The sequence below is a fragment of the Pseudomonas sp. LjRoot71 genome, from assembly GCF_964253255.1.
In the GTDB taxonomy this organism is placed as follows: domain Bacteria; phylum Pseudomonadota; class Gammaproteobacteria; order Pseudomonadales; family Pseudomonadaceae; genus Aquipseudomonas.
Genome location: NZ_CAXURA020000001.1, coordinates 1,072,840 through 1,096,927 on the forward strand (window position 1 = coordinate 1,072,840; position 24,088 = coordinate 1,096,927).

13 protein-coding genes are annotated in these 24,088 nt (G+C 55.5%); all 13 read right to left on the reverse strand.

The features are described from left to right. Positions 1–487: 487 nt before the first annotated feature. A complete protein-coding gene (locus ACSQ17_RS05120; RefSeq protein ID WP_436067848.1) occupies positions 488–3,742 on the reverse strand; it encodes an SNF2-related protein in 3,255 nt (1,084 codons plus the stop codon). A 2-nt stretch (positions 3,743–3,744) separates the two neighbouring features. After that, positions 3,745–6,846, reverse strand: a complete 3,102-nt coding sequence (locus tag ACSQ17_RS05125) for a type I restriction endonuclease subunit R (protein WP_436067849.1) — start codon at positions 6,844–6,846, stop codon at positions 3,745–3,747. Positions 6,847–6,873: 27 nt separating this feature from the next. Further along, positions 6,874–7,143, reverse strand: a complete 270-nt coding sequence (locus tag ACSQ17_RS05130) for a Fic family protein (RefSeq protein ID WP_436067850.1) — start codon at positions 7,141–7,143, stop codon at positions 6,874–6,876. Further along, positions 7,140–9,131, reverse strand: coding sequence for a DUF262 domain-containing protein (locus tag ACSQ17_RS05135; protein WP_436067851.1), 1,992 nt, complete (start codon positions 9,129–9,131; stop codon positions 7,140–7,142). Before ACSQ17_RS05135 ends, ACSQ17_RS05130 begins: the two co-directional genes overlap by 4 nt. Continuing rightward, entirely contained in the window at positions 9,128–10,639 is a 1,512-nt protein-coding gene (locus tag ACSQ17_RS05140) for a DUF262 domain-containing protein (RefSeq protein ID WP_436067852.1), read from the reverse strand. Before ACSQ17_RS05140 ends, ACSQ17_RS05135 begins: the two co-directional genes overlap by 4 nt. Beyond that, the gene (locus ACSQ17_RS05145) at positions 10,636–11,574 is read right to left on the reverse strand and encodes a COG2958 family protein (RefSeq protein WP_436067853.1); all 939 of its coding nucleotides are present in this window, start codon (positions 11,572–11,574) and stop codon (positions 10,636–10,638) included. Before ACSQ17_RS05145 ends, ACSQ17_RS05140 begins: the two co-directional genes overlap by 4 nt. A 114-nt stretch (positions 11,575–11,688) precedes the next feature. Further along, positions 11,689–14,937 carry a type I Zorya anti-phage system protein ZorD gene (gene zorD / locus ACSQ17_RS05150; protein ID WP_436067854.1) on the reverse strand — a complete coding sequence of 1,083 codons (3,249 nt, stop codon included), beginning with the start codon at positions 14,935–14,937 and terminating at the stop codon, positions 11,689–11,691. Next, positions 14,937–16,652: a type I Zorya anti-phage system protein ZorC gene (gene zorC, locus ACSQ17_RS05155; RefSeq protein ID WP_436067855.1), complete on the reverse strand. Its 1,716-nt coding sequence runs from the start codon at positions 16,650–16,652 to the stop codon at positions 14,937–14,939. Before zorC ends, zorD begins: the two co-directional genes overlap by 1 nt. After that, entirely contained in the window at positions 16,653–17,390 is a 738-nt protein-coding gene (gene zorB1 / locus ACSQ17_RS05160) for a type I Zorya anti-phage system protein ZorB1 (RefSeq protein WP_436067856.1), read from the reverse strand. A gap of 11 nt (positions 17,391–17,401) precedes the next feature. Further along, positions 17,402–19,594 (reverse strand): type I Zorya anti-phage system protein ZorA1, encoded by a 2,193-nt coding sequence (gene zorA1, locus ACSQ17_RS05165; RefSeq protein ID WP_436067857.1) that lies wholly within the window; start codon positions 19,592–19,594, stop codon positions 17,402–17,404. 39 nt (positions 19,595–19,633) lie between these two features. Next, entirely contained in the window at positions 19,634–20,878 is a 1,245-nt protein-coding gene (locus ACSQ17_RS05170) for a PD-(D/E)XK nuclease family protein (RefSeq protein WP_436067858.1), read from the reverse strand. Then, positions 20,875–22,143, reverse strand: coding sequence for a restriction endonuclease subunit S (locus ACSQ17_RS05175; protein ID WP_436067859.1), 1,269 nt, complete (start codon positions 22,141–22,143; stop codon positions 20,875–20,877). Before ACSQ17_RS05175 ends, ACSQ17_RS05170 begins: the two co-directional genes overlap by 4 nt. After that, a complete protein-coding gene (locus tag ACSQ17_RS05180) occupies positions 22,133–24,073 on the reverse strand; it encodes a type I restriction-modification system subunit M (protein WP_436067860.1) in 1,941 nt (646 codons plus the stop codon). The genes ACSQ17_RS05175 and ACSQ17_RS05180 overlap by 11 nt, the downstream gene beginning before the upstream one ends. Positions 24,074–24,088: the final 15 nt, after the last annotated feature.

Here is a 24,088-nt window from a genome sequence, read left to right on the forward strand (position 1 = left end):
TTGGGCAAGAAGAGCGTCCGAACTGGCACTGCTTTTATCGGTTATATTTCGATATTAAAACCATACAAATCAATAATTTATCTAAATTTTCTGTAACCGACTGGCTACCATTAGTCCAGCATTAGACAGTCGCGAATATCGATCATCGTCGGCATAGTCGCCTTTTCAGCACGGCGTGCCGGGCTGGCTACGCTTTGACAACAAACATCAGGGAGGGGCGTACTTGAAGCAGCCGTCCAGGCGATTCTTCAAGTACGCCCCCTCCCCCCATACTTGAAGCCTTCAAGTATGGGGCAGTTGGGCGTTTTGGGCGTTTGTGAGGTCAGCGAAACGAATGTGAAGCGAAACCGAGCAAAAAGCACAAAATGACTAACTGCCTTCGCGAAGCGGCTGCCTTTGTTGTCAAAAAGCAGCTTTTCATTCGCCGCAGGGGGATGGCTGGCTGGTAATTCGATGCTCTGCATGGCTTATTTTAGGGTGGCACTCCTTAAGACACGGAATAACCCAAAACACATGCCACTATCCTCTCCTCCCAGGTCTGACGCGTTGCTATGCCAGAAACACGATCAAGCAACTGCTGCACAGGGATAGGATCAGCCAGCAGGCTTTTCTGAATATCCCGCAGCCTTGTGATTGCTGCTTTGTGACCACCTCGATCCAGATAACGTGACCATGCCGGCCTAACAAGGTCGAGCCAAGCATCAGCCAACTGCCCCCAGTCGGGGCAGTCACTCCGTCCATTAGGGCTCAGAATATCCATCAGCATCTTGATTTGATCGGCCTGCTCGGAAGTCTGAACCCAGCCAGGCTGTTTAACCCAGCCCGATATAACTGCTGCCATTTGTTCCAGCGCGCGCTGTTTTTTGCGCGGCAGCAGTAACCGCTCCATCTCGCTCAATCTTCCCAGTAAGCGGTCAAGCTCACGGCCAGCAGCATGACTTGGCTGTAGGTCCTGCACCTCGTCAAGCAGTCGCTCTCGGAGTGCTGCGACTACATCTCGAAGATTGATCAATGGTTCATCATGATCATCTGAGAGGAACACCCACCTCGGAGCCTGATTGGCTTCACCTGCCAAACAAACGAATAACCAGGGACGATGCGCCCGCACCAGGCTCACACGCGAGAGAACTGCAGTTGGGTCAGCTTTCGCCTGTTGGTAGTCATCAAGACTGACAAGCGCCGCATGCCCTTCAACAAGTCCCCGAACGGGTGAAAAGGCATCTTCAATGCCATCCCAGGGCTCGGCAGAGCGGGCCTGCATTTCGAATTGGAAATCCTCAGGTCTCACAACCCGACTGGCCGCCTCTTCGCGCAACATCTCTTGCGGCAGTTGCAGGTTACCTCCCAGCAGCGACTCCACCTCTTCAATGCGGGCAACAAACTTCTCGTCAGCTTTTAGCGCAAAAGCCGGCGCATCCAATGGCCACCAACACTCGATAGTGTCGTGAGGGCTGTCCATGCGGTCGATTCGGCCTACGCGCTGCTCGGCATAACGCACCACGCTGGGCATATCCAGATGCACCATGCTGGAGGCACGCTGCAAGTTCACACCCTCGGACATAGCGTCACTGCAAAGAGCAATAACACGCCCCCCACCTTTCAGCGGGTCCAAGCGTTTTTGCAGCTGCTCGTTCTGCGTTTTATTACCCCCTACCCCAAGCAGCACATCAATTTTCTCGGCTTTCGCATCGGCACTGATCAGGTGCTGCAGGAAGCGCAATGTCAGCGGGAAATGGTCGAAGGCAATCACTTGATCATGGCGACCAGCCAACTCCACTAACAGGCTGCACTTTCGCCGTTCGCGGGTATCAGTGATTCGCTCAAGTAGCCGAAGGATCATCCGGTAGATACCGATTTCAGCCTCACACGCCTCTTGGTGCGCTTTAGGGTCCATCAGCCATTCAGGCAGATCGATACCCAACTGATTTTCAGGCACGCGCCCTTTCAGACTATTAATGCGCTGCAGCATATTGCCGCTGTCCTGATCAGCCTTGCTGCTGCCCAACCCTTCCAGCCCCATGTGCTCAAGAGCATCGGTCTCACCAAGGATGTGCCGGAAAAGCGCCAAGCGAGATGATCGTAAACTCGACATGACATGGTGTCGCGCCAAGGAACCCGCAGAATGCAAACGCATCCTCAGGTAGGTCTCAGGCGAATAACCTTGACTGATAAGGCTGACAGGCAGGTACAAGGCTTTTTCAAAGTGCCCAACACCTTTGAGGTTTCTGGCCAGCACTGATATCTGCTCAGCTAGGCGGATATCCTCAGCAGGCTCATGTAACGAGTAGCTGCAGGCAGCATGAACCGGGTAACGGCAAACGCGTCCGGCAGGCGTTCGGTAGGCATCGGGTTCCTGATCAACCATGACATTGAGCTGGGCCTTGGTTCGACGCACCGTAAAGCTTGCGACCGCTAGCTGCAGCTTTCGCAACTCTTCGGGATGAGCATCACGCACATTGCCCTTGGCCCGATTTAAGCGCTCGAAAATTGCCAGCACGGCATCATCGAAGTTATCCGCTCCCAGAATATCAACCAGGCGCAGGAGGTCAGACGCCGAGCGATTGATTGGCGTTGCGGTGAACAGCACTGTTTGATCAGCAAGGTTATGCAGCAGTTGCCGGGTACGGTTCGAATTCTGATTGAGGAAGTTGTGCGCCTCATCCACCGCCAGGGTTTGCGCCCTGGCAAGCAACTGGCCAACCATCGAATCCTCATCGGGTTTGAGGCGGCTCAAAGAGCCGTGGGAAATGACCTCTAGTGATAACTGGCAATGGGTACGTTCACGGTCCCAATTAGGCGTAACCAAGGGCGGGCAGACCATGGTCATCAATCCTTTATGCCCGCGCGACATCGACCAAATCCGGTCATACATGGCCCGCAGCAGGTGCACGCCCATTCGCGTTTTACCTGAGCCAGTCGCGTCAGCTACCAGCACACCGCCGACTGTTTCCAAGAGATAAAGCGCTTGGCCGATTCCCTTGCGCTGAGAAGGCCAAAGACGCACACCCTCATGACTACTCAGTGACTGCAGGTAACGATCTGCCCACTCGCCTTCAAGCAGTTCAACACAGGCACGAGCCAGTGCCTCTCGCCAACTCACGAAACGCAGCAGTTTTTCCAACAGCTCAATCAAATCCTGATTGGCGTCTACCCCCTGAGCCCAGAAGCTTTCAGCCAGTTGCCATACCTCACGAAAGCGTCGCCCTTCTTGCGACTCGGTAAAGCGAACATTCGCCTCGTGCTGGTAGTGCAACCCTGGCTCAGTGAAATTGCTGGATCCGAGTGTCACCGCAGAGTGAGTGCAATAGAGCTTGGCGTGCACACGCGGCCCAGGGCCTGGATAGCGCACCCGCACATGGCCCTGGCGAATCAGCTCAATGCAATGAATCAGCTGCCCGCTCAAGCGAAGCGATATACCTCGCTTAATCCAGTAGCGCTTCACCTCGTGGTCAAAGTCATGGCGGACCAGAGAAAACTCCTGACGCCGACTAGGAGACGGCTCCGAGCCCAGCATCAACCGCAACGGCCCAGACTTATCGCCACGCTGACTGATCAGCACCAGCAGCTGATCAAGAGCGCTGTAACCGGTGATGACTAAAACCTCTGACTGCTCACATAGATCAGCCAGCAGCGTGTCGTAGACTTTTCGGCCACGCGCATTGAGCGGCATGCGTGATGCTGCAGGCAGATCACCGCTGGCCTGAGGGGCTTGGTCAAACAGCGATCCCTGCATGTTCTCCATCGCTACATCCACGCCTCACACAGCGTCTCTGCCTGCGCCAGCACCAGCTGGGCCGCCTCTTCCTGCTGGTCGGGTGGGTATTTGTATTTACGCAGAATGCGCTTAACCATCAGCCGAAGTTTGGCGCGTACGCTGTCGCGGCTGCTCCAATCTACGCTGACGTTCTGGCGCAGGCTGTCGGTCAGCTCGTGGGCAATCTTGGCGAGGGTTTCGTCGCCCAGCTCACGCACCGAGGCTTCGTTATTGGCCAGGGCATCGTAGAAGGCCAATTCGTCATCATTCAGGCCCAGTTCATCACCGCGCTTGCTGGCGGCGGCGAACTTCTTGGCCATCTCGATCAGTTCTTCGATGACCTGGGCCGTTTCGATAGAGCGGTTCTGGTAGCGCTTGATCACACTGTCGAGCAACTCAGAAAACTTCTTTTCCTGGGCCAGGTTGCTGGCGAACTTGCTCTTGATCTCGCCTTCCAGCAACCGTTCCAGCAGCTCAACCGCTAGGTTCTTCTCCGGCAGGTTGCGCACTTCGGCGAGGAAGTCATCATCCAGCAGGCCAATATTGGGTTTATCCAAACCCACCGCAGCGAACACATCCACCACCTCACCCGAGACCACGGCATTGCCGATGATCTGACGGATGGCCAGTTCGCGTTCTTCGTCGGTTTTCTTTTTGGCGCTGATTTCGCGCTTGGTCAGCATCACTTTGATGGCCTGGAAAAAGGCCACTTCCTCACGCACCGCCTTGGCTTCATCCAGTGTGCAGCACAGGGTGAACGCCTTACTCATGGCCAGGGCATTATCAGCAAAGCGCTTTTTGCCGTCCTTCTCACCCAGAACGTGGTTGGCCGCTCCCGCCAGCAGCTTGTGCCCGCCGCGCAGGTAATCGCTGTAATCAAAGCCATGCAGCAGGCTGCGCAGCACATCGAGCTTTTCCTCCAGCACGGAGTAAGCCTCATGGGCATCGACAGTGGGCCGCCCACGGCCCTTGCTAGCGGTGTACTCCTTGAGTGCCGCCTTAAGCTCGTTGGCGATGCCGATGTAATCGACCACCAAGCCGCCCTGCTTGTCCTTGAACACCCGGTTTACCCGGGCGATGGCCTGCATCAGGTTGTGGCCCTTCATGGGCTTATCGACATACAAGGTATGCACGCAGGGTGCATCGAAGCCGGTGAGCCACATATCGCGGACTATCACTAACTGCAGCGGATCTTTTGGGTCTTTGAAGCGCTTCTCCAGGCGTTTCTTCACTTGGTTGGGGTAGATATGCGGGCGCAGCAAAGCTTTGTCCGAAGCGCTGCCGGTCATCACGATCTTGATCGCACCCCTCTCTGGGTCTTCGTCATGCCATTCGGGGCGTAACGCGATGATCTCGTTATAGAGGTGCACGCAGATCTCGCGGCTCATGGCAACCACCATGGCTTTACCGCTTTGTGCCTGGTTACGCTCCTCGAAGTGCGCGACTAAATCCGCCGCCACGCTCTTGATCCGAGGCTCAGCCCCTACCACTTTCTCCAGCGCCGCCCAGCGAGATTTCAGGCGTGACTGCTGATCTTCCTCCTCATCCTCGGCCAGCTCATCGACCTCTTCGTCGATATGCGCCAACTCCGCATCCTTGAGCGACAACTTGGCTAGCCGCGACTCGTAGTAGATGGCCACGGTCGCGCCATCTTCCTTGGCCTGTTGCATGTCGTAGACGTGGATGTAGTCACCGAACACCGCACGGGTATCGCGGTCTTCGCTGGAAACGGGCGTGCCGGTAAACGCCACAAAGGTGGCATTGGGCAAGGCATCGCGCAGGTGCTGGGCATAACCGACCTGGTAGCGCGCACTGGCCTCAGCCGCCTGCAGGCCGGGCGCTTTAAGCGATGCACTGAAACCGTACTGCGTGCGGTGCGCCTCATCGGCCACCACCACGATATTCGAGCGTTCCGACAGTACCGGGAAGGTGTCTTCATCCTCGCCCGGCATAAACTTCTGGATGGTGGCGAATACGATGCCGCCGCTGGGGCGGTTGGACAGCTTCTCGCGCAAATCGCCGCGCGTCGTCACCTGCACCGGCTGCTCACGCAATAAATCTTGCGACAGCGAGAACACGCCGAACAGCTGACCATCCAGGTCATTACGGTCGGTGATCACAACGATGGTCGGGTTCTCCATCGCCGCTTCCTGCATCACCCGAGCAGCGAAGCAGGTCATGGTGATGCTCTTGCCCGAACCCTGCGTGTGCCAGACCACACCGCCCTTATGCGTACCGCCTGGGCGTGAGGCACTAACCACCTGTTGGATGGCTGCACGTACGGCATGGAACTGGTGATAGCCGGCAATCTTTTTCACCAACCGACCGTCATCCTCAAACAGTACGAAGTAACGCAGGTAATCAAGCAACATGGCGGGCTGCAACACGCCACGCACCAGCGTCTCCAGCTCATTGAACTCACCCAGCGGATCAACCGTAACGCCATCAATGGTGCGCCAACGGGCGAAACGCTCAATGTCTGCAGACAGCGAGCCCATACGAGCCTCACTGCCATCAGCAATCACCAGAATTTCGTTGTACTGAAAGACGTCCGGAATCTGCTCTTTGTAGGTCTGGATCTGATCGAACGCCTTAACCAAATCGGCATTCACATCCGCCGGGTTCTTCAGCTCCAGCAGCACCAGCGGCAGGCCGTTGACGAACAAAATGATGTCCGGGCGGCGCGTGTGCTTAGGTCCCTGAATACTGAACTGGTTGATCGCCAGCCACTCATTGCCGCGCACATCAGCCCAGTCGATCAAGCGCACAAAATCGCCACGGGTTTCGCCGTCTTTCTGGTACTGCACAGGCACACCGCTAACCAGCAGGCGATGGAACAAACGGTTGGCCGACAACTGAATCGGCAGCCCCAAATCCAAAACCTGCTTGAGTGCATCCTCACGTGCCGCCAAGGGCACAGACGGGTTTAGACGCGCAATGGCACGACGCAAACGCTCAACCAGCAGCACCTGGCGATAGTTCTCCCGCTCAGGGCTATCACCTTCATGGGCGATAGTCGGCCCATAGAGGTGGGTGTAACCAACCTCCGCCAGCCAGCTGAGGGTTTCTTGTTCCAGTTGATCTTCAGTCATTCGTATCGGCCTTACCTGGCAATGCCATCATCCCGAAATACGGCGGTACTGCTGTACCGGGCTTCTGGGCGACGCGGGGTCGGTCATTTCGATCAAACCAGCCTGCAGAGCCGGCTTGAGGTAGTTCTTGGTAAACGTTGGGCGGTACGACAAGTCCAAGCGCAGCATTAGCTCACTGGACCTAAGCGCAACGCCTGGCGGCAGGGACACCAACAAGCGCGCTACTTGCTCGCTTATATCGGCAACCAGGGCGAACATTGCAGCGGTAAAGGTCAGCGGTGGCTGGTAGTCGCTCATTTACTCATCAGCTTGCTAGTTCCTACGCAGTAATCATCCAAACACTCGATCATTGCTTTTTGGTGCTCAAATGCAATCGTATCGTTCCACTTATCACCTTGGTAAATCAGGTCCATTTTTAGCGAGTCGATTTTTTTCTTATTGTTATTGTGAAATCTTTGACGCTTTTCGTTGTAAGGCAAATTGCCGTACTCGGAATTCACGCTACGCGAGACGAGGGCCAAATTACCGAAGCAGTCGAGCGACTTCTCCACACGATTGTCGTCACTGTCTTTAGGCGTTTGGGGCGAAATATGCTCAACCGAATTTTTCGCCGTAAGGCGAAATTTCTTCCAGCCTTCAGTTTCGCGCTTAGCTTGAAACCAGAGAACGAATTCAAGCTTGTAAAACCAGTAATGGGCAAAGTTCACACCATCTGACTGCGCCAACGCTGCCCTATGATTCAGCTCCCTACGCAGCCACGGCTGCTCCATAAAGGCACGTGTCCGAGCGACAAGAGAATCAGAGGCAACTGATCCCAGCAAGTGATTATCCAGGTGACGCAGGTAATCAAAATACAGCCCGCGATTGTCTTGGTCGGGCATATCAGTGCTGCGATGGATGAACAACAGAAGGGGCGTTAGCCAGTACTGCGTGGTAATTTCCTGGGAGTGATACAGCATGCTCTGCAGAAGCGAGAACGGACGATGCGCATCGGTTTCTCTTGACCTGTTCATATAGCGCTTCCCGCTCTTCCCACTACTCGTGCTCACACTTAGCGCGCTGATAAGGTGCACTTCATCCTCACCTTGATCGACCCACTTGATGATGTGCTCATCAAAAATCACTCTGACTCGCCAGAGCAGATCAATAAACGATTTTACGTTCTCCGCACGCTCAGGCGCGTCATTGAAAAAATGCGATTCAAATAACGCCAAAAGCTCCCGATCCAACAGCCGTGGCAAATCCGGTAAATTCTTTTCCAGCAGCCAAATACGCAGCGTATGTTGCAGCAGTAATGGGAAGCCAAAAATACTCCTCACCCAGCTAGGTGGGACATCCTCATCCGAAGCGTCACCATCCGCTGAGTCAAGGTTATCTGCTGGCCGCAGGATCTCCTCAAGCGCCAAAGCATGATGATCGCCTTGCTGCTGCAGCTTGCTGTGCAGGAGGCGGCGCACGCTGGAGGCTTTTGCCAAATCCCCGAGCTCGTACAGTGCACAAACCTCATTGGCTGGAATACCGGAAATGCCACTGAGGCTACGCTCAATAAAACTGTCCATATCCGCACAGGCTTCCCACAGCACGGCATACGGGAGGCGCTCATCCTCTGTCAGAGCATCCAGCATCCGAGCCTTAAGGATTTCGTGATGTTGTAACTGCACCCCACGGTTATTGATGACTTCAAACAGCTTATTGAGATCGGTCTCCCGCGGCACGGTGGTAATAACGAACTTCACCTGACGGAAAACAAACGCTGTCAGTCCTTTTAAATAGGCATCTCGATCAGTCATCCCAGCAGGGAGTTCACGCTTGGCGAAGATGGACTGCATCAGCCTTAACGCGATGCGCATGCGCTGGGTAGATTCGACATCATCATCGCCTGCACCCGCTCGTTTAAAAGCCAACCCTTGCATAAAGCTGTTCACCGCAGGACGAATAGCAAAGCCTAAACGCGGCTCGGTGTGCTCCCCGCTAGTAACGGTAAGAAATGGCTCCAGCGATTGCTGCCAGGCACTGCACAACAGCCATAACGTAGTGAATCGCTGCTGCCCGTCGATCAAGTCAAAGTGTCGCCCCACCCCATCTTCCTGCTCGACCAGTAGAGTGCCACCTAGAAAGAACAAATCGTTTTTCTGCTCATAGGCGTTCAACAGATCGTTGAGCAGCGTAAGCACTTGATCTTCACCCCAAACGTAAAGCCGCTGGTAGATCGGGATGTTGAAATGCCAATTCGGACTTTCGGCCACGATTTGAGCAAGGCTGTAGAGCTTTGATTCAATTTTCATGCAGCACTGCCTGTAAGCTTGACCGAAATCCATCCTGCCTTAGCCTTCAGCGAGCTCGCCACCTCGCAACCGTAGTAACTCAATACGGCCTGCTTGTAGATGCCTTGCACGCCCTTGCCCTTTTCAAGAGCATCAACATCCTTGCTGCTGTAAATTTCCTGTTTTTGATGGTGGCGCTGCAGGTAATCGATAACTTGCTTAGGCCGATAAGCACCGGCAATAACATCTAGTAGGTTGAGTACATCATCCTTGAAGAAATTCTGCGCAGCCTCATACCGCACTTGCTGCTTACTCAGTCGAATGGCCCCAAGTGCATGCTCTAACCACAGGGAAAACTCCCACAGTTGTTCTGCCCCGAATTGATCGACATACATCAACGTTGCCAGCAGGAATACTTCACGCAAGAATAGCGAATTGGCCATTAGCAGCGCGCTGTAAACCTCGCGAAAACGTAAAACGTCATTCGACTCAGTTGCATCATTCAACAACCAATGCAGCAGCCCAGCGTACTTGTCTGCGTACAGAAAAAAACCAATACCCTTGTCGATGGGTTGCCGTATAGCAAAAGGCAGATCTTCCGCCTTCGGGCTAAGTGAGATGCGGTTGCTGTGAATCTCGCTATGGCCATCACTGGTCATCGTCAGGGCAGTGCCCAGACGATTGTGACGCGCACGGTAGAGTGGAATGGTGTCGTCATCGCCCTCGGTGGCCCAAGTTTGCTTCTGAAACTCCTCCATCAATGCATCGTGCCCGCCATACAGCACGCGACGTCCTGTCCAATAACGAGCTCGCCAAAGAAATTTACTAAATAGGCTGGCGGCAAACTCCTGCTCGTGCGACATGAGCGCCTTACCCTCCTGAATACGCTCCCAGCGTTGGGCGCACTGGGTTTGCAGCGCCTCTTTGCGTGCCGTAGTTGCCCCATTCACCGCACGCAGGTGATATGCCTTGAGCAGATCGGTTGCATGCAATGGCACGCCCCGATTGTTCTGCGTGTCGAAAAAGGTAAAAGCCAGGTCGACCCGATCCACACGGATCACCGTAAACACCACATGCGCAAAAAGACTCCCAGCCAGGCCTTTGCCATGCTCAGTAAAGATCTTCGCCGCGGCCCGAATACGGCGTGCCGACTGCGGTGAATAGGTCAGCGCGCAATTACCAGGCAGCTCGTTTAACAGGAACTGATACAACACACACAAGGCCGTCAGACGTTGCTGACCATCGATGATGAAGCGCTTCTTTTTAACCTCATTCCGATGCAATAACACGGTGCCCATGTAATAGGGCAGCGACTGATCTTCTGCCTGCTGATAAGCGAGCAAGTCGTCGATCAACTGCTTAACCTTTTCGTCACTCCAGACAAACCCCCGCTGATAGGTGTCCACCGCCAGCGCGAACTCCCCCCCATTGAATAAATGGGTAAAGCTCTGCACTGATACATCAACCGGCTCGCCAGAAGACGGTGAAGCCGCAACAGGTGAATACTGCGCTGTTGTCGAAATGCTCATTCCTTTACTTCCCATTCCCTGGTCGACAGTTCACCGGTCTGATGAAAGCGCCGCACGCGACCAAGGTATTCGGCAAAGTCTGGGTTTTCTGCGGTGAGCCGATTGCACATATCCCAATCGATCTGCGCACGCTCACGTGCCGGGATCAGAATCTGGCTCTCAGTCGGGTTTTCTACATCCAGTTGCAGCAGACCGATGCCATGAGCGGCTGCCAGCATCCGCAGCTCTTTTAGCGTGCCGTCGCCCTCGACGGTAGCGGCCACCAGATAGCCAAAGTGTGCCCACGAAGAATTGGATACCGCTTGGAAGAAACTTTTGCGGGCATTGGAGCGGTTGAGCAACAGCTTCACTTCAAACGACCACAGGCGTGCACGGCGCTCACCCAATACGCTAACGCACTCACGCAGCTCACGAGTCCAATCGGCGGTCAAGTTTTCCAGACCCACCAGATCCGGGTGCAACCATTCGTTGCCACCACTGCCGGCGCTGTTGGATGAACGTTTCTCGTCGATACGCATGGCATGCACACATGGCTCGTCGCTCAACAAATAAGCGGCCAACAGCGGATAAAGCGCATGTTCACTGAGCTTCGAGGGCTTGGCATGCCCAACGCAGATAGAGCTAATACCTTCGGCAGCCACCACTTCAGCCTCGGCATCCAGCTCCGACCAGTAATAGCGGCGCGGTCGACCTTCAGTGGTTTTCAGCTTCGGGTGTTTCTGCTGCCAGCGTGGTCGTGAGCCGGAAATCTCCGCCACCAGTTGCTGCACCAAATCGGCGTCGGTTTGAATGTAACTGGCACTGGCGGCCTTCTTCTGTGCACATTCAACGGGAAACTGTTGGAACACCCATTGCGCCAGCTCCCGAGCGGTGTGCTGTGAATCCGGTTGGGTTTTTAGATGCTCGATGACGCGTTGTTGAAGATTAAGGGCCATATCAGCTCATCATCCATGCTTTATCGAAAAGAACTCGTTTGAGGTCCATCGAGAATCGATTCATTACGCAGCGCAACGCCAACCGAACTAGTCTCTGGCCATCGAAAGTCTCATTCATCCCTGCACCCTCAATGCATCTCCAAATTCAGCCGCAGTGATATCAGCAGCACCATGCAACATGTCCTGAGCCAAATCCCTACGCTTTTCCAGCAACTCGTTCAGCGTTGCTTCAAACGTTTGGATCCCCGAGTCAGTAACCGTTGGGTAATACACATACACATCCTTTTCCTGGCCAATTCGGTAGGCGCGGTCTGTCGCCTGGTCTTCTTTGGCCGGGTTCCAGCAACGGGTGAAATGGATCACGTGGTTAGCCGCTTGCACGTTCACACCAAAGCCGACTGCCACAGTGGAAAGGATGATCACCGAGAAGCCCGGTTGCTCCTGAAACTGATCAATCAGCTTTTGCCGACTTTGCGCACTCTTGCTGCTAGTGCTGGTATCACCATTGATAACCGTGGCCTTAAAGCCAAAACGCTCGTGGATGGCATGCTGCACTTCACGCTGGATGTCAAGTAGCTCACTAAACACAATGACCTTGTCGCCGTTGCCCGCACGCTTGATTCCCTCAAGCGTTTTCAGCAGCCACTGCAGCTTGGGCGAGTGATCACGCAGGCGCTGATCGGGCTGCACACTGTAGGGATGTGCGCAGACCAGCTTGAGCTTGTGTAGCAGGCCCAGCATGCCGCTTTCTCGCTGCTCTAACTGCTCCTGCAGCTGCTGTCTCTGGGTGTACTCAGCTACCTCAGACAAGTACAGATCACGCTGCAAGGTATGCATCGACAGAGTCCGGCATCCCTCATCAATCAGTTTGGCCGGCAGGTCCTTCGCCACATCCTGCTTAACACGCCTCAACGTTTGCGGCTCAATCAATTTACGCAGCCGCTCTAAAGCTACGGTATCGCGCTCTAAACCTGCCTCAATGGGTCGTTGATAGTCACGACCAAACTGATTCAACCCGCCCAGGAATCCTGGCTGGATAAAATCAAATAGACACCATAGGTCGATCAACGTGTTCTCGACTGGAGTGCCAGTACAGGCAACACGAAAACGAGCAGGAATAGCCTTCGCGGCCTGGGTAATCAGCGCAGCCGGATTCTTGATCTTCTGCGCTTCATCACAGACAACGATTGCCCACTGCTGCCTGGCCAAGGAGAACTCTTGGTCACGCAGGGTTTCGTAGGTAGTCAGGACAATACGCGCATTACCAATCCAGCCAGGACGCAGAAGGTTCTTGATCCCCCTAGCTTTGAGGTCATCCGGAATTTCTTCTTTTTTGAATTTCACCGAGCTCAATGCTGAGCCATATAGCTTCAGAACAGGCAAAGCATCTGCATAGAAGAAGCGTTCCAGCTCACGCTCCCAGTTATCCAGAAGGGATACCGGGGCCACGATCAACGTGGGCTTATCGTCAGGGTTTTTCTCCAGATACCAAACCAAAAAAGTCAGTAACTGAATGGTCTTGCCGAGCCCCATATCGTCAGCAAGTAAGCAACCCGCTACATGGGTTGGCGACAGCCCAAATAGATGTTGCATCCATGCCACACCCTGCATCTGATGCTCACGTAGCTGAACGTCCGGACGAAGTAACTCAGGTAATTCTGCATTTGCCTCATGCCCGGCTATCAACTCAGCCTTACGACACTCGGCATAGCTTGCTTCTTCGATATTGCTCTGAATCTGCAGCACAGCACGTGCCGCCTTGGTTGCACCAATCGTCGCCAAAGCCTCTACAGGGTTGAGTTTCTTCGCCCAGGTATCAAACAGCTGCTCAGCGGCTTTAAGTGGCATCGATATCTCAGAGCCGGGCAGACAAACAGCTTCATCGCCCGCAGCTCGCGCCTCATCCAGGCGCTGCTCAAATTGGTCAAAATGCTCGCGATTAGTGACATCCCACTTACTCAGTAGCTCACCATCGATACCTAGGTTTTTAACCTCGGTAGGCAACCAATTTTCAGTCGCCTCCTTGACCAGAAACGGAGAGGTAATGTGCTCTGCCTCTCCGATACCAATAACGCGGTCGCCATAAGAGGCCAGATCCAAAACCGCATCAAAAGTTTGACCTGCCTCTTGTCGTTGCCAATCGCGCAAAAGCTCATTCAGCCCGGCCAACTGCACCAGATCAAGGTCACTCAGCTCTAACTCAAAGCCTTGCCAAAAACCCGCCGGCATCCCGGCTGCCAACTTCACTTGCAGCTCATGAATGAATAGCTCGAACTCATAGGCTAATTCGAAGCGGAGCTCAATTTCAGGCAGAGGGCTTGCCGATATGGGTTCCAGGAACAAACCAATCGACTGAATATGCTTGCCGTCCTCACCCAAGGAAGGCACTAAACGGAAGCGATGAAAATAGATGCCCGCATCTGCTAACTGCTGCTCATATTCACCCGCATCGACCACGCGCTCAGCAGCGTCTCCAATCACGCCGTAGGGGTTGCGCACAAATGACAGCGCCTCATCACCTGCCACTCGCCGACCGGGTAATCCACGAACAGACTCCAGCACTGCCTTCACATCGGGCTCAATGAGTACATGGGTTACCGTGCCATCTGCACCTGGTACTCGGTACTTATCTTGAACTTGCTTGTAACCATCGAAGCTCGCCAACCAGTTGTCCGGCTGCCCGTCAAACGACACATCCAACTCAATAACAGGGGTGCCCGCCACCACAGTTTTTCGGGGTTTCAGCTTTAGGTTTTCTGGTTTGACCACAACGGTTTTGTCGAGAAAACCATCCAGTCCGGCACCGCCGCGTTTAGCCAGCTTGCGGATAGCGGCCCAACCCAGTTGGTTAGTGACTTCACCTGGGGTCTGCTGCTGGGCGAGATGTAGGCTCCGTATTGCCTGCAACAACTCCCAAATAGTTCGCGGTAGCAACTCTGTGGTGTTGGCATAACTCACCACTGCACCCGTGCGCTCAAACGAAACTGAGCCACCGGTTTGTGGGTGCCGCCAAGACTGGATAAAGACCTTGAAATCCACGTCCGACAAACCACCAGTACTGGCCAATTGAGGCTGGAGCGTGGATAGCGCGGGCAAGCCCAGTAAAGGAAGACTGGTCGCATGCTCAGGGTCATCCAGCAGCTGATAAATCGACTCCCAAGGCAATAACCAACGATCACTTAGCTGGCTGGCATAGTCCTCGTCATACAGCTGGTCTAAGTAAGCCGCTAAAGGCCAGCTTGCATCGTCACTGCCCAGACTCAACGGATAGCAAAGCCCTTGCTCCTCGATCTGATAAGCGCCAGGCATGCGTCCCTTGACGGTTTTTGCACCATCCTTCCCTGAAAAGAACCTGCCCAGCATCAAAGCCTCCAGAACATGAGTGGATTATTTTTCACAGCCTTGAAACCAAGACGCATCAGCGCTGTTTTGGCTACAGCATCGTCCTTTCCGAGTAAAACCTGGTAAACCCCACTCGCCGAGCGGTGATCAAAGGTTCGATAAGCAGCACTACCTAAAGCGGACTTAACCTGCTCATCCAGAGAGTTACCTGCTGCAGTGGTTGCAGCGGCAGGTTTATGGCCAGGTGTAGATGCCGAGGCAGCTGAAGCACTAGGCGCTGCAGCTCTATCACCGCTAGTACGAGGCGTAGTGAACGAGGTGGGACGCTGCACAACAATGCCCAACTCACGCAGTTCGTTGTCAAACGTCTCTAGCCACCCCTCAACCACATTCGCACGCCTCGGTGCAGGTGCGTGTCGCATACGCTTCAGTTCAAGCCCTCTTTGCCTCAATACTGAATGCGCCAGAGACATCTCATCAGGATTAAACGGAGCGCTATCTGCCCGGTACACATAACAAGCGTTCCCCGTGCCCGAGAACTCAACAAAGAGGTAATTGCCAATCTGCATCACCACCGCATTGTTATGGCTTGGTCCGCCCGTAAGCTGGCTCAACCGCCCTTTGTTCTTCTCGCGGAAGGCCACAAAATCACTAGCCCGATCATGCCAAGCATCGCTACCCATCACGATTCGCGTGTAGCTCATTTGATTGGCAAAACGCAGCCAGTAGAAGAGGCGCGACTGATCAACCTCTGCTTCGCCCTTAAGCAGGGTGAAGAAGTGTTCTAAGTCTTCCTTGGCGAACCACGCCACCACCATCGCGCACACCGGCTGCTCGACATACTGCAACCACGTGTTCTGCTTAGAGCGCATTTGCGGGCTGCCCCAATGCTCCAATGCAGCCTGCTTGAGCAAGGTAGAGGACTGCTCCCGATAACGTGATTGGTGATAGCGAGTCAGGCAGGCACTCAGCACATCATTGAGATAACGCGTGTTGAGTTGCCCAAGCCCAACCAGCTCCGGAAGACGCTTTAAGAAGGTTTCGTCATCCAGTAGAAAAATGCGCGACAACAAAACGACAAATATTCGTTTCCACAACCAACTGCTATCCGGCACCTGGGCAATGACCTGCAAGGCGGAGAGGTCGTGCGCCCTGCCCTCGAAAATCGCCTCAGCCAGCTGGCTACCGGCCTGCGCACCGAACAACTCACGGTGCTCAGCCACAATACGCATCCACTCTTTCTCGCGGCCAATACGCTGCTTAACCGCATCGAAACCGCGATCAATATCCTCACGCAGCACACGCCAGTTGGCGTTGTCGTCAGGTTGTTGCTCGTCATAAGCGAAATAGCTGAAGCACAGAGCCAGCCAGTCGCGGCGGCTCAACGAGCGCTGTTCAATGCGCCCGCTGACTTCCAAATGAACTCGCTGAAACAGCTGATCGTCTTCCAGCACCGGCACACTGACTTCATCGTCATCAGAGAGCCCGGCAAACACCAAACGCCATTCCGATGAGGTCAGCGCCTGTTCACGCCTAAGTTTGCTCAAGGCCTGTAAGCGCTTCTCCCTGGGCGGGACCAACGCCTTTTCGGCTTGATCGAAACGTCGAGCAAGCTCAGTGGTGACGCGCTTTAGCGCGACCAAACCATTGAGCCCTGCATCGCCACCACTGCGCTCACTCTGGCGCTGCAAACCTGAGGCTATAGCGGCTGACAAAGACGAAAGCGCTTGGCTCATCTAGCGCATCTCCAACTGGCACTTCTCGGTTGCCGCGTAGGCAAACTCAAGTGCTGGCTGTTGGCTTTCAAGCTCTTTGTCCTTGAGCCCAAAGAACTGCATGCGCAGCTCGACCCGACGGCTTTCCTCTTTGCTCTCTTTGGCATTGTTAAATGACACACCGCCGGCCAAGAACATGCTGCGGATCTGCTGCTGGCGTTCGGCTGATAGCCCACGCTGAACCGGGCTACGACTATCCAGCAGGCTGCACATCACCCACTCGGAGCGCTGCAATGAAAGGTGCAGGTTGTAGAGGTAAGAGCCGTCCGTATCGGTAAAGCCCTCGATCACCACCTGCTTCAACCACTTGCGCCCTTCCTCACTGTCTGCCGCATCCAGAATTAACGGCACAACATCCTGCAGAGCCTTCTGTCCTTGGGTGTTAAGGAAGTATTGGTTCTGACCGAAGCGCCCTGCCTCACCGAAGCTGATGCGGTTATCCCGACAATCCACCACGATAGTGCTGTTAAGGTTGTCGGCCTTTAACTTGAGTGCCTGACACAGCTTGGCTATATCCTTGCCGCGTTCTTTCTCCCCTTGTTCAGCCTGCTGAATACGCTGCGTCACCGAACTCAATGACGCGACCATCACTACCAAAAATAGGATCATCATCGCCGTCATCAAATCGGCAAATGAAATCCAAAAAGGCTTTTCACCTTCGTCACGCGCCCGAGCGGGGGCGGCTGATTTGCCGAACATGCTCTACCCCCTTAGCGGCGCTGAACGCGTTCCATGATGTCACTGAAGTCTTCCAGGCTTTCCTTCACACCCTCCACACCGCCAGCCAGGCTGGTCATTGCTTTGTGCAGCTCGGCATCCAGGCTACCCAGTGTCTGCCTCAGGCTGCGGTCCACGCCTTCGCTGAATTCGTTGAAGCCCTTACCCAGCACAGCGCTGATCTGCTCCAAGTAGTCATTCACTTCACGGTTAAGCGCCTGCAGCCGCTCGCCTTGCTGCTTCAAATCCTGCAGATATTGGCTACGGCCTGCGGCTTCACCCTGCGTGCTGGCGACTACGCCTTGTATAACCGTGAGCGTCTGGTTTAACGCCTCACGGTTATTGCGGTAGTCCGCCACCACGCTGGTCAACTCACGTGAAGCCCCCAACAGGTCCCCACTGGTGCCTTGCAGCGCACCCAGCACACCCGCCGTCGCTTCACCGGCTTTGCTAACGCTTTGCCCTGCCGTATCAAAGCGCTCGGCAGCCAGGCGCATCTTCTCGGCACCTTGCTGCATGCTTTGCAAATGCTGTTCGGTTTGTGCACCCATCAGTTTGAGGCTGTCTTGCATCGCGCCCTGTTGATCAGCCACAGCATCGAGCAACACTTTCACCTGCCCTTCCAGGCCGCCAACCATCTCACGAGTACCGCGATGCAACTCAACCTGCGCCACCTTACTGGCCTGATCCATCTGCGTACGGTTGTGCTCCAGTTGCTTGAACAAACCACTCAGCTGCTCGCCCAATACATCAACCGAACCGGCGATCTTGGCCATGGTTTCCTGCTGGCCCTGGCCCATGCTCTGCTTCATGGATTCAACAAACGCCTGCAGGTTTTCCGCCATGGCCTGTTGGCGCGCTTCGCTGTCAGCAAAGAGCTTCTCCAACTGCTGGGCCATACGCTCACCTGCGCCCTCGCCTTCGCTACCAATGCGCGCGATGGATGTTTGCAGATTGGCCAGCATTTCATTCATGCCAGCCTGCATGCTGTTCTGCCCGGCCTGCATATCCGCCAGCAGCTGCGCGATCATCTTGGCACTGTTCTGCGACGAGTCCTCGCCGGCTGAGCGCATATCACCTACCAGCTGATTAAAGCCCTGCTGCATGGCCTGCATAGCCGTCACAGACTGCCCCAGCATCTCGTGCAATCCATTGAACTGCTGGCCGAAGGTACTCTCCAGCTTGCTCATAAAGGCTGTCAGCACATCAGTAAGTAAACCTTGCACCTGGTTACTCTGATCACCGCTGGCGGATTGCACCGCACCGGCAATGGCCTCCAGTGGCGATTTAAGGCTGTTCTCAATCGCGCCACCGATCTGCTCCGCCAGCACCTGGCCAGAGTCGCGGTAACTGGCTGAAAGAGTGTCAGCTAACTTGAGGCTCTCACGCACCTGGGTGTCCACCAGGTTCTGCAGCATCTCGCGCAGGTCAGTAACCAAGCTGTCCTTAAGTTGGCGAGTTTGAATCGAGCTTTCGTTGCTCGACTTAACCAGCTCCGCCAGGTACTCCTCACCCACGCCGCTGTCGAACAGACCGTCGATACTTTCAGTCAGGGTTTCCAGGTGTTTGTAGCAGCGGCCCAAGCGCCACTTTTCAGTTAGCGTCACGCCAATGGACGCGAAGATCGAGTAGAAGGAACCGAGGAAGGCAAACAGTACGTCTTTGAGCAGTTGATCGACGCTGGTACTCACCTGCTCCGGCGTACTCGGATCGAAGTGCTGCAAGCCCAACATCAAGCCGAAGAAGGTGCCAACAATCCCCAGCCCCGTCAGAATACCCGGCAAGTGCTTGTAAAACTCGGTACCCAGCGGCGTTTCCACCACGGTTTGCGCGGTAAAGAAGTGCCCCGCACCGGCTGTTGCGCGCGAGCACAACAAACGCTGCTCGCCATCACGCACCTCAAACTGGTCATGCAGTGTCTCGGCATACTCTTGCCAGGCGTGCCCCAGCGGATGCTCACGAAACAACTGCTCCAACTCAATGCGGCGCTTTGCCGGCTGCAACTCCTTAATGGCCTGCACCTCACGTGCAAGGGCTTTTAGGGTCCGGCTCAATGCAAATGAGCGATAGAAGTAACGCAGCAAATACCAGAGGCATAGCAGCGTCACCAGGCTGATTACAAAAACAGGAGCGATCAACTGCTCCGGCGTTGCCTTATTCCAAAGGTCCAACCACTTCGAATCCATAGCCCTAGCCTTTCATAAACCTAACTAATCAACTGTGTTTCAACGGTCACGCAGACACATCGAGTCATGCACGCCGGCCAGCGCTTGCTGGGTTTTAAGAGCGAGCTGAACGATGCGCTGCACCAAGCCCTGCTCGCTGTCATCCTGCATACGCAGCCATGGCTCAGCAGCCGTCGCCCAGTTGCGTTCGTTGTCATGCAATACGCTGTCGCGAGCGCCGGTGCCGGGGTACCAGGGCCAAGCGGGCCAGCCGTGATTAGCAGGACCAAAGGCGCTATCCATGGCAGCAGCGATAATCTCGGCGTCGGGTTTGTTCAGCTCGATTTTGTCGTTATTACGGCAAATGCCCCACTCCAGGGCGTTTAACCGTGCAGCGCCGAATTCAAAGCGCAGATGCAGTTGATGCGCCGGGTGCAGCTTTACGCCAAAGCCGGCACAGGCACGCCCAACGGCCAACTCGCCTTCCCATTCCAAACCCAGGTCATGCGCTGCAAGGGCGTTTTCCAGGCTGCGCTTGAACTCGGCTAGTATCTGAGCTTTCACCTGCTCGATGGACTGCGCCACCTTTAGCGCCGCCTCCAGGTGCTCCGGCTTTTGCAGGATCACCGCCTTGATTTGCTCGGCCTCGGTCACGTCACTTTCTCCATTAACCTGCTGGCGCACGTAGGCGCTGAGGGCTTCTACAAACAGCCGCACTTTAGGGGCGCGGGTGTGGCAGGCGCTGTCATCCAGCCATTCGGCAATCTGTAAAAAATCCAGGCGCAAGAAGTTGCCGGTTTGCTCCAGCGCCTTGCGCTGATCCTCGCTCAAACTGGCTTCGGAAGGGTCCCAGTTGCAGGCATACACCAGCAACCACTGCCCACCTCGGGCCGACATCTGCAGAAAGCGTGCATAGTCTTCCAGCTGCTTGTCCTGGTCGGCGGCCCAGGGCTTGTTCTCGATGCCGATCACACCACCGCGAAACTCAAGGTAAATGTCGAGGAAGCGGCCGCTGTGGGTGCGCTGCTCCAGCTCAACGCGCAGCAGATCCAGTGGCTCAAAACCGGGTTGCCCCAGGCGCTGCAGCAGGCCACGTAAAAACAGTTCGCCCTGACCGTGTACACCTTTGGTATCCAGCAACAGGCCGAGGTAGCGCGACAGCGCCACCTCGTTATTGCGCAGGTGATCGACCAGGTTAAAGTCCGGCGCCAACTCAGCGGCGTAGCGCTGCTTGGCTTCGGCCAGTGAAGCCGCGCGAATACGCACGGCATCGAGCAGATCGATAATGGTGGCCGGGGTGCTCATACCAGCGCTTCCTCAACGCATTGCTCTGCTTCGGGCAGGCGCAGTTGGCCGGAGATTAGGCGGGGTAAGAGGGTGTCGCGGAGCTGGGTGAGGGTTTGGGCTTGTACCTGCAAAGAAGCCATCTGCTCATAAACGGGGGCTATCACTTCGACAAAGCGCTCGGCCAACTCACCCACTGGCAAAGCCAACTTCAGTTCAGCAAGATCACCGTTTGAAACAAATGGCTGTGCAGCGCCTTTCTTTATATGGTCAATGTTAGTGGCTCGGAGCCACTGGTAAGTCCAGACAGCGTCCGGACTAAGTATAGGCTGAATATGGGAGGCATTATTGTTTACCCACGCCTCTCCAATGTGCCAAAAGAACTGACCGCAGTACGCACCAACGCGCCCCACCGTAATGACAAATCCTTCAGCATTTTTCAGATCCGTGTGACCCATTACGCCAGCGCCGCCAAAAATTGGGTTAACACCGCGATCTTTGAAAAACTCCTTTTCAAGCTGTTTTCCGCCCTTAATGCTCGCAATGTCTCCCAAGCTCCCAACCCTCCACCCCTTCGGCACTAAGCCCAGTTCGGACTCTTCGAAGCTGTCGGGAAACAGGGCGGCGGTGGGGGCGGCTATGCCTTCCGGCTGGCGGCCTTCGGCCTTGGCGCGCACGGGGTCGAAATCGACGAACCAGGATTTGAACAGCGCCTGGGCGATGGCTTCCAGGGTGGCGTTGGTTTCGCGTAGCAGGGTGATGCGGTCGTCCATGGATGACAGTAATGCCGCGATCGATTTCTGCTGTTCTAGCTCAGGGCATTCAATCTCCAGCTCCATGAGATCAGAACCAGTTATTCCAGAAACGGCCATCTGGCGGAGGATTGTTGCCATCAACTCTCGACCAAGCCGCGACGAAAAAAAGTAGTAGAGATAGTCACTGGAGACCAATTCTGGATTCGGCCTTGCGCGAATAATTGAGCTTTCGAACGTAGTAGGTTCGTTTACTTCACTCACAATCGAGCATCTACCGGCTCCTTCTGCTACAAGGGAGCGCCGAGCAAAAAGCAAATCACCTTTTTGAACGAGCGATTTTGACTGCTCCTTTTCAGTCAACTCGACTCGCTTCATAGGAACATCATGCAGACGCGGGAAAGAAAAGAGCTCACCCATGTTGATGATTTTGCAGCCTCGTCCGTGAAACTCTTTTTGCTTATAGATTCCGTTTCTGACTGGCTCGGCTAATAGCTCCTTAAATTTCACTGCACGATTCACTTTAGAACTCATACCCCAGCCCCCCCAGCTTCTGCCGGATCAACTGATCGAGTTCTGCGCCCTTCTCCATCTGCTCGCCGAGCTGATGAGTTAGCCGCTGCATCTTTTCGGCAAAGGCTTCGTCGTCATCCGCCACCTCTTCGGCACCGACATAGCGGCCCGGCGTCAGCACATGGCCGTGCTCGGCGATTTCCGCCAGCTTGACGCTGCGGCAGAAGCCGGCGATGTCCTGGTACTCAGCAATCTCACCACCCACATCCAACGGCTCGCCGCGCCAGTTGGCGACGGTCTGGGCGATGCGTTCGATATCAGCATCGGTCAGTTCGATCTGCACGCGGCTGACGCTGGTGCCGAGTTTGCGTGCGTCGATAAACAGCACTTCGCCGGGGCGCGCGGTTTTCTGTTTGGTGAGGAACCACAGGCAGGCGGGAATCTGCGTGTTAAAGAACAGCTGGCCAGGCAGCGCGACCATCACTTCCACCACGTCCGCCTCGACCATAGCTTTGCGGATATCGCCTTCGCTGTTCTGGCTGGAGCTCATGGAGCCGTTGGCCAGCACAATGCCGGCGCGGCCATTGGGCTTGAGGTGGTAGAGCATATGTTGCAGCCAGGCGTAGTTGGCGTTGCCCTGCGGCGGTGTACCGTAGACCCAGCGCGGGTCGCCTTCCAGGCTGCCGTGCCACCAGTCGCTGATATTGAACGGGGGGTTGGCCAGGACAAAGTCGGCACGCAGATCTGAATGCTGGTTGCGCACAAAGGTGTCGGCCGGCTCTTTGCCCAGATTGAAGTCGATGCCACGAATGGCCAGGTTCATTGCCGCCAGACGCCAGGTGGTGGGGTTAGCCTCCTGACCGTAAATGGATACATCGCCCAGCTTGCCGCCGTGGGCCTCGATGAATTTCTCCGACTGCACAAACATGCCACCCGAACCGCAGCAGGGGTCGTACACCTTACCGTGGTGCGGGTTAAGCACCGCCACCAGGCTTTTAACGATGCTGGCCGGCGTATAGAACTGCCCGCCCCGCTTGCCCTCGGCACTGGCGAACTGGCCGAGGAAGTATTCATAAACCTGGCCGAGCAGATCGCGGGCTTTTCCGATGTCGTCACCAAAGCCAATGGTGGAAATTAGATCCACCAGCTCGCCGAGCTTGCCATCCGGCAATTGGGCGCGGGCGTAGCGCTTGTCGAGGATGTTTTTCAGCCGTGGGTTTTCCGCCTCGATGGCGGCCAGGGCATCGTCGATGCGCTTGCCGATATCCACCTGTTTGGCGGCGGCGCGGATCGCCTCCCAGCGCGCCACTTCCGGCACCCAGAACACGTTGACCTCGCGGTAGTAGTCGCGGTCTTCCAGTTCGGCGTTGAGTGCTTCTGGGTCACTGCCGTCAAGGGCGTGAGCGCCCAGATAGTAGTCGTCGCTCTCATCCAGCAGCTTGTGCTCCAGTTCGGCACGGCGGCCGGCAAAGCTGTCGGAGATGTACTTGAGGAAGATCAGCCCAAGCACGATGTGCTTGTACTCGGCGGCGTCCATATTGGCGCGCAGCTTGTCGGCGGTGGCCCAGAGGGTTTTCTCCATGGCCTCAATGCTTGTGGCCTGCTGCTTGGGCGCTTTGGCCTTTTTCACCGCTGCGGCGGCTTGCACCACATAACCGGCAGAGACTTCTTCGGTGTTCACCGGGGCCATACGCTCACGGGCCTTATTCAACACCTGATCCGCCAGGCTGCTGCCGGATGCTTGCGCGCGCAATACCGAACCACCGCGGCCACGGCCTTTGACCAACACGCCCTGCTCGATCAGCGCGTCGCGGGCGGCCCAGAGCTGCTCTTCACTGATCTCCGGCAGCTGCGCTTTTAGCCGCTCAAACAATGTTTGATTGCCAATGCTGCTGCCATCTACCGGCACTGCAGCCAGCAGGGCTTCGCCAAGTTGGGCCAAACCACTCATACAACACTCCTCAGG